13 protein-coding genes are annotated in these 12,879 nt (G+C 75.0%); 8 read left to right on the forward strand and 5 right to left on the reverse strand.

The features are described from left to right. Positions 1–42: 42 nt before the first annotated feature. The 6 genes from OF117_RS16860 (at position 43) to OF117_RS16885 (ending at position 7,047) form a co-directional block, all read left to right on the forward strand. Complete coding sequence (locus OF117_RS16860; protein ID WP_263554006.1) at positions 43–735, forward strand: SDR family NAD(P)-dependent oxidoreductase; 693 nt, start codon at positions 43–45, stop codon at positions 733–735. Beyond that, entirely contained in the window at positions 732–1,760 is a 1,029-nt protein-coding gene (locus OF117_RS16865; RefSeq protein ID WP_263554007.1) for an S-adenosylmethionine:tRNA ribosyltransferase-isomerase, read from the forward strand. Before OF117_RS16860 ends, OF117_RS16865 begins: the two co-directional genes overlap by 4 nt. 120 nt (positions 1,761–1,880) lie before the next feature. Then, the gene (locus tag OF117_RS16870) at positions 1,881–3,281 is read left to right on the forward strand and encodes an esterase (protein WP_263554008.1); all 1,401 of its coding nucleotides are present in this window, start codon (positions 1,881–1,883) and stop codon (positions 3,279–3,281) included. A 184-nt stretch (positions 3,282–3,465) separates the two neighbouring features. After that, the gene (gene acs / locus OF117_RS16875) at positions 3,466–5,433 is read left to right on the forward strand and encodes an acetate--CoA ligase (protein ID WP_263554009.1); all 1,968 of its coding nucleotides are present in this window, start codon (positions 3,466–3,468) and stop codon (positions 5,431–5,433) included. A gap of 128 nt (positions 5,434–5,561) precedes the next feature. Next, positions 5,562–6,053, forward strand: a complete 492-nt coding sequence (locus OF117_RS16880) for a phage holin family protein (RefSeq protein ID WP_263554010.1) — start codon at positions 5,562–5,564, stop codon at positions 6,051–6,053. 184 nt (positions 6,054–6,237) lie between these two features. Continuing rightward, complete coding sequence (locus OF117_RS16885; RefSeq protein WP_263554011.1) at positions 6,238–7,047, forward strand: alpha/beta fold hydrolase; 810 nt, start codon at positions 6,238–6,240, stop codon at positions 7,045–7,047. A 276-nt stretch (positions 7,048–7,323) separates the two neighbouring features. On the opposite strand, the gene OF117_RS16890 is transcribed toward OF117_RS16885, so the two are convergent. The 5 genes from OF117_RS16890 to nth form a co-directional block, all read right to left on the reverse strand. Beyond that, entirely contained in the window at positions 7,324–8,505 is a 1,182-nt protein-coding gene (locus OF117_RS16890) for a MarP family serine protease (protein ID WP_263554012.1), read from the reverse strand. Positions 8,506–8,566: 61 nt separating this feature from the next. After that, complete coding sequence (locus OF117_RS16895) at positions 8,567–9,016, reverse strand: plastocyanin/azurin family copper-binding protein (protein ID WP_263554013.1); 450 nt, start codon at positions 9,014–9,016, stop codon at positions 8,567–8,569. Further along, on the reverse strand, positions 9,013–9,894 hold the full coding sequence (locus OF117_RS16900) for an NUDIX hydrolase (protein WP_263554014.1): 882 nt from the start codon (positions 9,892–9,894) through the stop codon (positions 9,013–9,015). The genes OF117_RS16895 and OF117_RS16900 overlap by 4 nt, the downstream gene beginning before the upstream one ends. A 16-nt stretch (positions 9,895–9,910) precedes the next feature. Continuing rightward, positions 9,911–10,495, reverse strand: coding sequence for a TlpA family protein disulfide reductase (locus OF117_RS16905; protein WP_263554015.1), 585 nt, complete (start codon positions 10,493–10,495; stop codon positions 9,911–9,913). After that, positions 10,492–11,361 carry an endonuclease III gene (nth, locus tag OF117_RS16910; RefSeq protein WP_263554016.1) on the reverse strand — a complete coding sequence of 290 codons (870 nt, stop codon included), beginning with the start codon at positions 11,359–11,361 and terminating at the stop codon, positions 10,492–10,494. The genes OF117_RS16905 and nth overlap by 4 nt, the downstream gene beginning before the upstream one ends. Positions 11,362–11,487: 126 nt before the next feature. Here nth and OF117_RS16915 point away from each other — a divergent pair, with 126 nt between their 5' ends. Next, positions 11,488–11,760, forward strand: coding sequence for a hypothetical protein (locus OF117_RS16915; protein ID WP_263554017.1), 273 nt, complete (start codon positions 11,488–11,490; stop codon positions 11,758–11,760). A 192-nt stretch (positions 11,761–11,952) separates the two neighbouring features. Continuing rightward, positions 11,953–12,627 (forward strand): Crp/Fnr family transcriptional regulator, encoded by a 675-nt coding sequence (locus OF117_RS16920; RefSeq protein WP_263554018.1) that lies wholly within the window; start codon positions 11,953–11,955, stop codon positions 12,625–12,627. Positions 12,628–12,879 lie beyond the last annotated feature (252 nt).

Below are 12,879 nucleotides of genomic sequence, written 5' to 3' on the forward strand. Positions count from 1 at the left end.
CCCCCTTGACCTGAAGTCAACTTGAGGTTGAACGGTACCCCCATGGACATCCCCACCGCACTGGTCACCGGAGCCTCCCGCGGCCTGGGCCGCGCCCTGGCCGCCACCCTCGCCGCCCGCGGCTGGCGGCTGGTCGTCGACGGCCGGGACGCCGACCGGCTCGCCGCCGCCGTGGCCGCCCTCCCCCATCCGGAGCTCGTCACCGCGCTGCCGGGGGACGTCGCCGACCCGGCCCACCGCAGCGCGCTGGCCGCGGCCGTCGGCGCCCGGCTCGAGCTGCTGGTCAACAACGCCAGCGACCTCGGCCCCACTCCGCTGCCCGCGCTGGCCGACCTCCCGCCGGCCGCGCTGGAACGGGTGCTCGCGGTCAACACGGTGGCGCCGCTCGCCCTGACCCAGCTCGTGCTGCCGGCGCTCGAGGCGGCCGCCGGCTCGGTGGTCAACATCAGCTCGGACGCCGCCGTCGAGGCCTACGAGGGCTGGGGTGGTTACGGGGCGAGCAAGGCGGCGCTCGACCAGTTGTCCGCCGTGCTGGCGGTCGAGCACCCGCACCTGCACGTGCACGCCGTCGACCCCGGCGACATGGACACCGACATGCACCGCGCCGCCGACCCCGCGGCGACCGGGCTGCCCGCGCCGGAGTCGGTCGTGCCCGCGCTGCTGCGGCTGGTCGACGAGCGGCTGCCGAGCGCCCGCTGGCGCGCCGAGGACTTCTCGCCGGCGGCCGCGCGATGACCGCGACGTTCACCCTGCCGCCGGGCGCCGAGGCGCCGTCGCCGCCGGAGTGGCGGGGGCTGGCCCGCGACGAGGTGCGGCTGATGACCGTGCGGCCGGACGGCGTCACCCACGCGCGCTTCCGCGACCTGCCCGGCCTCCTCCGGCCCGGTGACCTCGTCGTGGTCAACACCTCCGCCACGCTGCCGGCGCGGGTCGACGTCCGGCGGGCCGACGGCGTCGTCGTCCCGCTGCACGTCTCGACCCAGCTCGACGACGGCAGCTGGGTGGTCGAGCTGCGCCGTCCGGACAACCGCGGGCCCGACCTCGGCGTCGAACCGGGCACCGGGCTGGCCCTACCGGGCGGGGTCCACCTCGTGCTGCTCGACGGCCACCCCGACCCGCAGCGGCCCGGCCGGCTGTGGCGGGCCCGGCCCGATCCGGCCGTGCCGACCACCGCCTACCTGCCGGCGCACGGCCGTCCGGTCGGCTACGGCTACCTGGACGGCGACTTCCCGCTCGCCGCCCGGCAGAACGTGTACGCCGCGGAGCCGGGCAGCGCGGAGATGGCCAGCGCCGGGCGCCCGTTCAGCAAGACCGTGCTGGTGCGGCTGATCGCCCGGGGCGTCGTCGTGGCCCCGCTGGTCCTGCACACCGGCGTCTCCAGCCCCGAGCCGGCCGAGCCGCCGTACCCCGAGCGGTTCGCCGTCCCGGAGGTCACCGCCCGGCTGGTCACCGGCACCCGGGCGGCCCGGCGGCGGGTGGTCGCCGTCGGCACCACCGTCACCCGGGCGCTGGAGTCGGCCACCGGTGAGGACGGCGTCACCCGCCCGGCCACCGGCTGGACCGACCTCGTGCTCGGGCCCGACCGGCCGGCGCGCGCGGTGACCGGCCTGGTCACCGGCCTGCACGCACCCGAGGCGAGCCACCTGCAGCTGCTCGAGGCGGTGGCCGGCCCGGTGCTCGTGGCCCGCGCCTACGAGGCGGCGGTCGCCGAGCGGTACCTCTGGCACGAGTTCGGCGACTCGATGCTCTTCCTTCCCTGACCGGAGGAGATCCGTGCGCGTGACCCGCACGGATCTCCTCCACGTGAGGCGGCGCGGCCGCGCGCACGTCGGGCTAGGGTGCGCGTCACCCGCACGCCTCACCCCCGGAGGTCCTCGCGCATGGGGCGAGCCCCGACCCGGTCGTTCCTCATCGCCCTCGTGACCGGGCTCGTCGCGGCCTGCTCCCCCTCCGCCGCGACCACCGAGCCCACCGCGACCCCCGAGCCCACCGCGACCGCCGCGGCCACCGAGTTCACCGAGCCCACCGACCCGACCGCGGCGCAGGACCGGTCACCGCCGCCGGCGACCGAGTACTTCGTCGACGAGGCGAAGCTGCCGTTCGGCCCGCCGGCCAACGGCGTCGAGACCACCCGCCGGTGGGGTGTGCTGGGCGGCGCCGGCTTCCGCATCGAGGTGCCCGAGTCGTGGAACGGCGACCTGGTCGTCCACGCGCACGGCTACCGCGGTACCGGTCCGGAGCTGACCGTCGACGACCCCCCGCTGCGGGAGCACCTCGTCGCCCGTGGCTACGCCTGGGCCGCGTCCAGCTACGACGAGAACGGCTACGACGTCGGCTCCGGCGTCCGGAGCACCCACCGGCTCGTCGAGCACTTCGACGCGACCGTCCGCGAGCCCCGGCGGCGGTACCTGAGCGGCGTCTCGATGGGCGGGCACGTCACCGGTGTCACCCTCGAAACCTTCCCCGACGAGTACGACGGAGCCCTGCCGGTGTGCGGCGTGATGGGCGACCGGCGGCTGTTCGACACCTTCCTCGACTACAACGCGGCCGCCCAGGCGCTCGTCCCCGACACCGCGACGCTGCCCGTCTACCCGGCGCCGGGCGACTACGTCACGACGGTCGTGCCGCAGCAGATCGCCCCGGCGCTCGGCACGCCGTACCCGCTCGTGCCCACCGAGGCGGGCGAGGACCTGCGCGCGCTGACCGTGCAGCGCACCGGCGGCGACCGGCCGCTCACCGACCGCGGCTTCGCCGAGTGGGCGCAGTTCCTGTTCACCCTCTACCCGACCGATCCCGGACTCGGGGAGGAGCCCGGACCGGTCGGCGGCAACGCCGGCACGGTCTACCAGCTCGACGCCGACCCGGCGCTGACCACCGAGGAACGGGCGCTCAACGAGGAGATCCTGCGCGTGGAGGCCGCGCCGGGCGGCGGCGGGCTCACCGGCGTGCCCACCATCGACGGCCGGCCCTCCGTGCCGGTGCTGACCCTCCACGGCCTGGGCGACCTGTTCGTGCCGTTCAGCATGGAGCAGGAGTACGCCCGCGACGTCGCCGCCCGCGGGGACCCCGACCTGCTGGTGCAGCGGGCCGTCCGCACCGTCGCGCACTGCGACTTCTCGCCGCAGGAGTGGACGACGGCGTTCGACGACCTGGTGCGCTGGGTCGAGGACGGCGTCCGACCCGCGGGCGACGACGTGCTCGACCCGGTCGTGGTCGCCGATCCCGGCTACGGCTGTCGGTCCACCGTGCCGCTGCGCCCCTACGACCCCGGCTGCGGCTGACGCGACCGGCGTGGATCCGTGCGCGTCACGCCCGTGCGCGTCACGCCCACGGATCCACTCCGCACCGGGCGGCTGCGCTCCGGGCATACGCCGGACGGCGGTCGGCAATACGGTGTGGTGGAGGACACACGACGGCCCCACCCGCGTCGCAGTGACGCGACGCCCGACCCTCGGAGGTAGCGGCATGAGCGAGTCGACCCAGGCGCAGGACCGGACGTTCCCGCCCCCGGAACAGCTGGCCGCCGGCGCCAACGTGGGCCCCGACGTCTACGCCGAGGCCGACCGCGACCGGCTCGCCTTCTGGGAGCAGGCCGCGCGCCGGCTGTCCTGGGAGCGGGAGTGGGACCAGGCGCTCGACTGGAGCAAGCCCCCGTTCGCCAAGTGGTTCGTCGGCGGCAGGCTCAACGTGGCCTACAACTGCGTCGACCGGCACGTCGAGGCCGGCCACGGCGACCAGGTCGCCTACCACTGGGAGGGCGAGCCGGGCGACCAGCGGACGATCACCTACGCCCAGCTCAAGGACGAGGTCTGCCGGGCGGCCAACGCCCTGCTCGAGCTCGGCGTGCAGGTCGGCGACCGGGTCGCCATCTACCTGCCGATGCTCCCCGAGACGGTCATCGCGATGCTGGCCTGCGCCCGCATCGGCGCCGTCCACATGGTGGTGTTCGGCGGCTTCTCCGCCGACGCGCTGGCCAGCCGGCTCGACGACGCCGGCGCCGTCCTGGTCATCACCGCCGACGGCGGCTACCGGCGGGGTGCGCCGTCGGCGCTCAAACCGGCCGTGGACGACGCCGTGAGCCGCAGCGGGAACGTGCGCAACGTGGTCGTGGTCAAGCGGACCGAGCAGGACGTCGAGTGGACCGAGGGCCGCGACCTGTGGTGGGACGACGTCGTCGGCCGGCAGTCGACCGAGCACACCGCCGAGGCCTTCGACGCCGAGCACCCGCTCTACATCATGTACACGTCGGGGACGACGGCCAAGCCCAAGGGCATCCTGCACACCAGCGGCGGCTACTTGACCCAGGTGGCCTACACCCACTGGGCGGTCTTCGACCTCAAGCCCGACACGGACGTCTTCTGGACGGCGGCCGACGTCGGCTGGGTCACCGGCCACAGCTACATCGTCTACGGGCCGCTGGCCAACCGGGCGACGTCGGTGATGTACGAGGGCACGCCGGAGACGCCGCACCGCGGCCGCTGGTGGGACATCGTCGACCGGTACGGGGTCACCATCCTCTACACCGCCCCGACGGTGATCCGGACCTTCATGAAGTGGGGCGAGGACGTCCCGGCGAAGGCCGATCTGTCCTCCCTGCGGGTGCTGGGTTCGGTGGGCGAGCCGATCAACCCCGAGGCCTGGCTCTGGTACCACGAGCACATCGGCCACGGCCGCTGCCCGATCGTCGACACCTGGTGGCAGACCGAGACCGGCGCGCACATGATCACCCCGCTGCCGGGGGTCAGCACGCTGGTGCCCGGCTCGGCGCAGACGCCGTTCCCGGGCATCTCGGCCAAGGTGGTCGACGACGAGGGCAACGAGCTGGCCGACGACTCGACCGGGCTGCTGGTGCTCACCGAGCCGTGGCCGTCGATGCTGCGCACCATCTGGGGCGACGACGACCGCTACGTCGACACCTACTGGTCGCGGTTCGGCCCGAGCACCTACTTCGCCGGTGACGGGGCGAAGAAGGACGCCGACGGCAACATCTGGCTGCTCGGCCGGGTGGACGACGTCATGAACGTCTCCGGCCACCGGATCTCCACCACCGAGGTCGAGTCGTCGCTGGTGGCGCACCCCACCGTGGCGGAGGCGGCCGTCGTCGGGGCCAGCGACCCCACCACCGGCCAGGGCATCGTCGCGTTCGTCATCCTGCGTGGCGACGCGGCCGAGAAGTACGGAGCCGAGGGCGCGGGCGGCGAGCTGGTGCAGACCCTGCGGAACCACGTGGCCCGCGACATCGGCCCGATCGCCAAGCCGCGGCAGATCATGGTGGTCCAGGAGCTGCCCAAGACCCGGTCGGGCAAGATCATGCGGCGGTTGCTGCGCGACGTGGCGGAGAACCGCGAGCTCGGCGACGTCACCACGCTGACCGACTCGTCGGTGATGAGCCTGATCAAGGACAAGCTCCCTTCCTCGCCGTCCGAGGACTGACCGGAGTGCGGGAGCGCAGGTTTCCTGCGCTCCCGCACTCCACCGGCCGGGGGACCCGGGGGGCGCGGTCGGCGCCGGTGCGGCACGATCTCTGCTGACCTGCACCCGAACCGACCGAGGGAGAGCCCGTGGCCCAGACCGTGCCGGCGCACCGGACCGCACGCACCGACGACTCCTCGATCGGCACGCTCGTCCAGAGCGCGATGGCCGACGTGTCGGTGCTCGTGCGAGGCGAGATCGAGCTGGCCAAGACCGAGCTGACCCGCTCGGTGAAGCGCGCCGGCGTCGGCATCGCGGCCTTCGTCGTGGCCGGTGTCGTGCTGCTGTTCAGCCTGATCTTCCTGCTGGTGGCCCTGGCCGAGGGGCTGACCGCCCTGGGGCTGTACCGCTGGCTGTCCTACCTGCTGGTGTGGCTGCTGCTCGCGCTGGTCGCCGCGGTGGCCGGGCTGGTCGGGCTGCGGGCGCTCAAGAAGATCGAGAAGCCCGAGCGCACGCTCGAGAGCTTGCGCGACCTGCCCGAGGTGCTGCACCGCGAGGCGCCCGGCCAGCGGCGCCGTGATCTGCCCACCGTCGAGCAGGGCCGGGTCGAGCGGCGCTCCCCCGACTCCTACCTGGTCTGACCCGGGGCGCCCGCCGCATGGCAGCCGGCCGCCTCGCGGGGTCGCGCTGAGCGGCGGCACGGGCGGTCCGGGCAGCGGTCGTCCCGATGCGACCAGCGTCCTGCTGCCCGGGCCGTGGCAGCACCGCGACATCTCCGCCAACGGCATCCGGCTGCACGCCGCGGAGGCCGGTGAGGGTCCTCTCGTGCTGCTGTTGCACGGCTTCCCCCAGTTCTGGTGGACCTGGCGTGCCCAGCTACCGGCCCTGGCCGACGCCGGATTCCACGCCGTCGCGCCGGACCTGCGCGGCTACGGCGCGAGCGACAAACCCCCGCGCGGCTACGACCTGCCCAGCCTCGCCGCCGACGTGGCAGCACTGGTCCGCGCGCTCGGCGAGCGCGACGCCGTCGTCGTCGGGCACGACTGGGGGGGCCTGCTGGCCTGGACGACGGCCGCGCTGCACCCGCGCACCGTGCGTCGGCTGGTCGTCCTGTCGATGGCCCATCCCCGCCGGCTGCGGGCCGCGATGGCCGACCCGCGGCAGCGGCGGGCCTCCCGGTACGCGCTGCGTTTCCAGCTCCCCCGGCTGCCCGAGCGGCGGCTGACCCGCACCGACGACGACCCGGTCGCCGACCTGCTGCAACGGTGGGCGGGACCGGCGTGGGTGCACACGCCCGCCTTCGCGGAGGCGGTCGAGCGCTACCGCTCCGCCGCACGCATTCCGCAGGCGGCGTACGGCGCCATGGAGTACCACCGCTGGGCCGGCCGCTCGCAGCTGCGCCCCGATGGGCTGCGCTACGCGCGCCGGATGGCCGCCCCGGTGACCGCACCGACCCTCCAGCTGCACGGCGAGCTCGACCCGTGCGTGCTGGTGGAGAGCGCGCGGGGGTCGGGCCGCTACGTCGCCGGCGCCTACGACTGGCGCGAGCTGCCCGGCGTCGGCCACTTCCCGCAGGAGGAGGCGCCCGACGAGGTCAGCCGGGCGCTGGTCGCCTGGGCCACCCAGCTCCGCTGAGGGGGGTGGGGAGGACGCGGCTCCCCAGCAGGGTCCCGCCGCGAGCCTGCGAGTGGTGGGGGGCGGGGTGGCCCCGTCCCGGGTCCCGCCCCGAGCCTGCGAGTGGTAGGGGGCAGGGCGGCCCCGTCCCGGGTCCCGCCCCGAGCCTGCGAGTGGTAGGGGGCAGGGCGGCCCCGTCCCGGGTCCCGCCCCGAGCCTGCGAGGGGTGGGGAGGACGCGGCCCCCCTGCAGGGTCCCGCCGCGAGCCTGCGAGTGGTGGGGGGTAGGGGGGTCCTCTTACTCGCAGGGGCCGGTGGCCGCGGGTGCGGTGGCGGCGAGCCCGGTGGAGGCGGCCTCGGCGACCTGCGCGGCGGTGAGGGCGTAGCCGGTGTCGGGATCGTCGACCGCCGAGGCGAACACCACGCCGAGCACGCTGCCGTCGGGTGCGAACAGCGGCCCACCGGAGTTGCCCGAGCGCACCGTGCCGAAGAGCGCGTACACGTCGCGGACGACGGTGCCGCTGTTGCGGAAGTCCGGCCCGCTGATCTCGCCGCGCTGGCGCACGCGCGCCGGGCCGACGTAGAGGTCACCGCCACCCGGGTAACCCATGATGATCGCGTCGTCACCGCTGTCGGCCGGCTCGGGGGTGAACCGCAGCGGCACCGTCGGCAGGCCCGGGACGGCGAGCACCGCGACGTCGGTGGCCTCGTCGACGTACACCGGCGTCGCCGGGTACTCCTCGCCCTCGGCCAGCACGACCGGTTCGGTCACACCGGCGAGCACGTGCGCGTTGGTCATCACCCGGTCGACGGCGTAGACGAATCCGGAGCCGTCGATCTGCCGCGAGCAGCTCGGCGCGATGCCGCTGATCTTGACCACCGACCCGCGCACCGAGCCCACGACCGGGCTGGCGGCGAGCGCCTCGTCGGGCACCGGGACGTCCGGCACCCGCGTGGGGGTCAGCGGGTCGAGCACGTCGGGCAGCCCGTTGCGGTCGATGGCCTCGCGCAGCGAGTCGTAGACCGTCCGCACCTGGTCGGGCACGGCCTGCTCGACCGCCTGGACCAGCGCGGACTGCCGCACCTGGCTGGCCACCGTCGGGAAGGGGGAGCTGGCCAGCGGGGAGGCCACCATCCAGGCCACCAGCAGGACCGCGATCGCGGACACCACCGCGCCGGCGACGGAGTCGACCACCTTGGCCGGCTCCCAGGTCACCCGTTGGCGCAGCGCGCGTCCGACAGCCCCGGCCACCACCTGGCCGAGCAGCGCGCCGGCGAGGACGACGACGAGCGCGGCGAACACCCGGGTGACGCTCGAACCGTCGACCCGCTCGGCGACCGGCTGGGAGAACTGCGCGCCCACGACGGCGCCACCCAGGAAGCCGAAGAACGAGGTGGCCGACACCAGGAGCCCCTGCCGGAAGCCGGACAGCGCGAAGAGCAGCGCCACGCCGATGAGGATCAGGTCGACCACGGACATCAGGGCACGCGCACCCGTCCGGACCGCCGTCCCGTCGCCGCCGGGGCGCCCGCGCGCGCCGTCATCCGCCGGTCACCGTCATCGTGCCGACCTGACCCAGGCGGATGTGGAAGCTGCACTCGAACGGGTAGTCGCCCGTCGCCGTCACGTCGAACTCGATCGTCTCCCGCTGCCCGGGGGCGAGCAGGTCGATCTCCTCGGCGATCGACGCCGGGCCGGTATCCGGTGTGAACCGGAAGTTGTGGGTCAGCTCCTCGGCGACGTTGTCCACGGTCAGCCGCACCCGCCCCGGCTCCACGGTGAATTCGGCGGGCGTGAAGACGTAGTCGTCCTGGGTCTGCAGCGTGACCTCCTGGACGCCGTCCGAGGCGGTGGTCACCGTGCCCACCCCGGCCGGGGCGGACGGGGCGGTCTCCGGAGCCGCCTCGCCCCCGCCGCACGCGGTGAGGAGGGCGCACGCCAGCGCCGCCGCGGGAACCCCGCGCCGGACCGCCAGCCGCCCTGCCGTCATCGACCGGGAACCGTACGCGTCGGAGGGCCGTCCGGAGCGGGGTCGGCCACCGTCGGCGTGCCGTCGCCGGCCGCCGGACCGTCGTCACCCTCCGGCTCGGCACCGAGCGGAGCGGCTTCGTCCTCCTCGTCCCCGTCGTCGGCCCCGGGCAGGGTGGCCGGCCGCGTCCCCACCGGAGGCAGGGGACGGACGTCGCGGACGTCCCACGGTCGGGCGAGCCCGGCGGCGGTGAGCAGGGCGTCGAGGAGGCCGGCGGTGAAGCCCCAGACCACCATGTCGGCAACGCCGAAGGCCGGGCCGACGTAGCCGGAGGGGTGCCGGACGCGGAACCGGTTGGCCGGATCGACCAGGTCGGCCAGCGGCACCCGGGCGACCCGCGCGACCTCGTGGGGATCGGCGACCAGGACGTCGGCCGGGTCGTCCCACCAGGCGACGACGGGGACGACGAGCCGGTCCGACGGCGGGATGAACAGTTCTTGCAGGGTCGCCAGCACGCGAACCCCGGCCGGGTCGACACCGGCCTCCTCCTCCGCCTCGCGCAACGCGGTGCCGATCGGGTAGTCGTCGGCCGGGTCGGCGCCTCCGCCGGGGAAGGCCGGCTGCCCCGCGTGGCTGCGCAGGTGGGCGGTCTTCTCGATGAGGAGGACGTCGTGGCCCGCCGGTCCCTCACCGAACAGGATGAGCACCGCCGACCGCCGGGCGGTGGCGGTCGGGGTCGGCATGCGGTGGCGCAGCGGCAGGTCGTCGGCGGCGTCGAGCAGGCGGCGCAGGAACGCCGGCAGCTCCTCCGGCGGCGCGGTCGGCGGCGCGGTCGGCGGCGCGACGGTCGGCGGCCGGGACGGCTCCCCCGGTCGTGCACCGGGCCGGGACGCGCTCACTGGTGCACCCCCTTCCTCACACCCGCACCCCGAGGTGGGTGCCGACGAGGCCGCGGAGCTCGTCGAGGGATTCGACGGGGCCGACCTCGGTGTGCACGAGGGCGCCGTCGGCGTCCAGGAAGTACGTGAAGGGCAGCAGGTTGATGCCGAGCTCGGTCATCAGCCGCCCCTCCCCGTCGAAGGCGCTCGGGAAGGCGACGCCCGCGTCGGTGGCGAACGACGCGGCCTGGGGGGCGCCGTCCTTGCTGATCACGCCCACCACCCGCACCGCCTCACCGGCGGCGTCGGCCAGCTCCTGGAGCACCGGCAGCTCCTCGCGGCACGGCCCGCACCAGCTGCCCCAGAGGTTCACGACGGTGGGCACGCCCGGTGCCCGGCCGAGGTCGAGCGATCCGCCGGCCGGGCAGTCGAGGGCGAGGGCGGGCAGCGTCCGGGCCCCGGTGGCCGGTCGATCCGGCTGCTCCGGGCAGGGCGGCAGCACCGCGGCGAGCGGATCCGGATCGGCCGGCGGCCGCTCCGCGCCGTCGACCGCCTCCTCGGTCGAGCAGCCGGCCAGCAGGACGAGCAAGGCTGCGGTGGCGGCGGTGATGGTGCCGCTCATTCGGTGTCCGACGCGGCCGGGGACTTCACCAGCTTCAACGCGGCCGGCGGATCGGTGGGGCCGATGCCGTAGGAGGGACACCACCGGGCCAGCCCGCAGGCGCCGCAGGCGGCCTTCTTGGCGTGGCAGACGCGGCGGCCGTGGAAGATCACGCGGTGGCTGAAGTCGGTCCATTCCTTCTTCAGCACCAGGGCGGCGACCTCGGCCTCGACCTTGACCGGGTCCTCCTCCGCCGTCCACCCGAAGCGGCGGACCAGCCGGCCGAAGTGCGTGTCGACGGTCAGCCCCGGCACGCCGAAGGCGTTGCCGAGGACGACGTTGGCGGTCTTGCGCCCCACCCCGGGCAGCGTGACCAGGTCGGCCATGCGGCCCGGCACCTCCCCGTCGAAGCGCTCGACCAGCGCGGTGGCCAGGCCGAGCAGGGAGCCCGCCTTGGCGCGGTAGAAGCCGGTGGGCACGAGCAGCTGCTCGAGCTCGGTTCGGTCGGCGCCGGCCAGGGCCACCGCGTCGGGGTAGCGGGCGAAGAGCGCCGGCGTCACCCGGTTGACCGTCTTGTCGGTGGTCTGCGCGGACAGCACGGTGGCGACGAGCAGCTCGAAGGGGTCGCGGAAATCCAGCTCGCAGTGCGCGTCGGGGTGGATGGCGGCCAGCTCGCGGGCCATCCGGCGGGCGCGGCGGGTGCGCGCGAGCGGCGTCTCGTCCGGGTCGAACGGCGAGGCACCGGCCGGCAGGGACCGACGCGCCGGGCGCTGCCGCACCGGGCGGGCGTATCCCGGCGCCCCGCGCTGGACCGGATCCGCGGACACCCCCGGGGCCGCCTGCGACGACGCGGAGGACGGCTCGGACGACGACGCGGGCGCGGACACGCGTTCGAGAGTAGGCGGCGCGGCCGACGGGTACCGCCGTGTCATCATCGGCACCGGGCGACGCCGGCCCGCGCGCCGGTTGCCGACGCAGCGAAGAGCGCCCCCGATCCGATCGAGGAGGTAGTGGTGGTCGCCTTCAGCGTCGTCCTGTTCCCGCCCCTGCTCATCGCCTTCCTGCTCGTCATGGAGCGCGTCGAGGAGCCGCTGCGCCGCCCCGGGTCCGCGCGCGACATGGACGAGTTCCTCAGCACCACCACTCCCGACGACGTCGACGAGTTCCTCAGCACCGCGACCCCCGACGACGTCGACGAGCTGGCGCACTCCGGTATCCGCCGGGCGCTGACCCGCTGGCGGGGCCGCCGCGGCCGCGGCCGGACCGCCAACCCGCCGCTCGTGTGAGAAAGGCCTCCCTGCCCCATCCCTGCCCCCCACCGCTCGCGATCTCGCAGCGGGGCCCTGCAGGGAGGCCGAGCCTCGCCCCGTCTGGGGACGCTCGGGCCCACCGATCGGGTGAGTGATCGCACAGCCCCCTAGACTCCGTGCGGACACGGATGCCGGTGCGTCCGTCGAGAGCGTGCGGGAGGACGTGCAGTGGACGAGGTGCTGGCCCAGTCCGGGCTCTTCCAGGGGTTGTCGGAAGAGGCGGTGGAGCCGGTCGCCAGCCGTTTGGAGACCCTCACCCTTCCTCGCGGCAAGACGGTCTTCCAGGAAGGCGAGCCGGGCGACAGCCTCTACATCGTCCTGCAGGGCAAGATCAAGTTGTCCCGGCGGGCGCCGGACGGGCGCGAGAACGTGCTGGCGGTCATGGGGCCGTCCGACCAGTTCGGCGAGCTGTCGGTGTTCGACCCCGGCCCGCGCACCGCGTCGGCCACCGCGGTGACCGACGTCAAGCTGGCCCGCATGCCGCAGTCGGTCCTGCGGCTGTGGATCGAGGCGCACCCCGAGATCGGCGAGCAGCTGCTGCGAGTGCTGGCCCGCCGGCTGCGGCGCACCAACGACTCGGTGGCCGACCTGATCTTCACCGACGTGCCGGGCCGCGTCGCCAAAGCGCTGCTTCAGATGGCCGACCGGTTCGGCAGCCGCGAGAGCGAGGGCCTGCGGGTCAAGCACGACCTGACCCAGGAGGAGCTCGCCCAGCTCGTGGGCGCCTCGCGCGAGACGGTCAACAAGGCGCTGGCCGACTTCGTCCACCGCGGCTGGATCCAGCTGCAGGGCAAGTCGGTGGTCATCCTCGACGAGGACCGGCTGCGCCGCCGCGCGCGGTGACACCCGTCGAGCGCTGAACGCGAGAGCCGCCCTGCGGGGGTCGCGGACCCGGCGCGGGGGCCGGAGGCTCCCCGGCGGGGACGCGAGGCGGGGCTCCACGCAGCGGGGGAACGGCCGTTGGCCGCGGTGCCGGCGAGAGCCGCCCTGCGGGGGTCGCGGACCCGGCGCGGGGGCCGGAGGCTCCCCGGCGGGGACGCGAGGCGGGGCTCCACGCAGCGGGGGAACGGCCGTTGGCCGCGGTGTGACCCGGAG

It is taken from the genome of Geodermatophilus sp. YIM 151500 (genome assembly GCF_025716945.1).
Classification (GTDB): Bacteria; Actinomycetota; Actinomycetes; order Mycobacteriales; family Geodermatophilaceae; genus YIM-151500.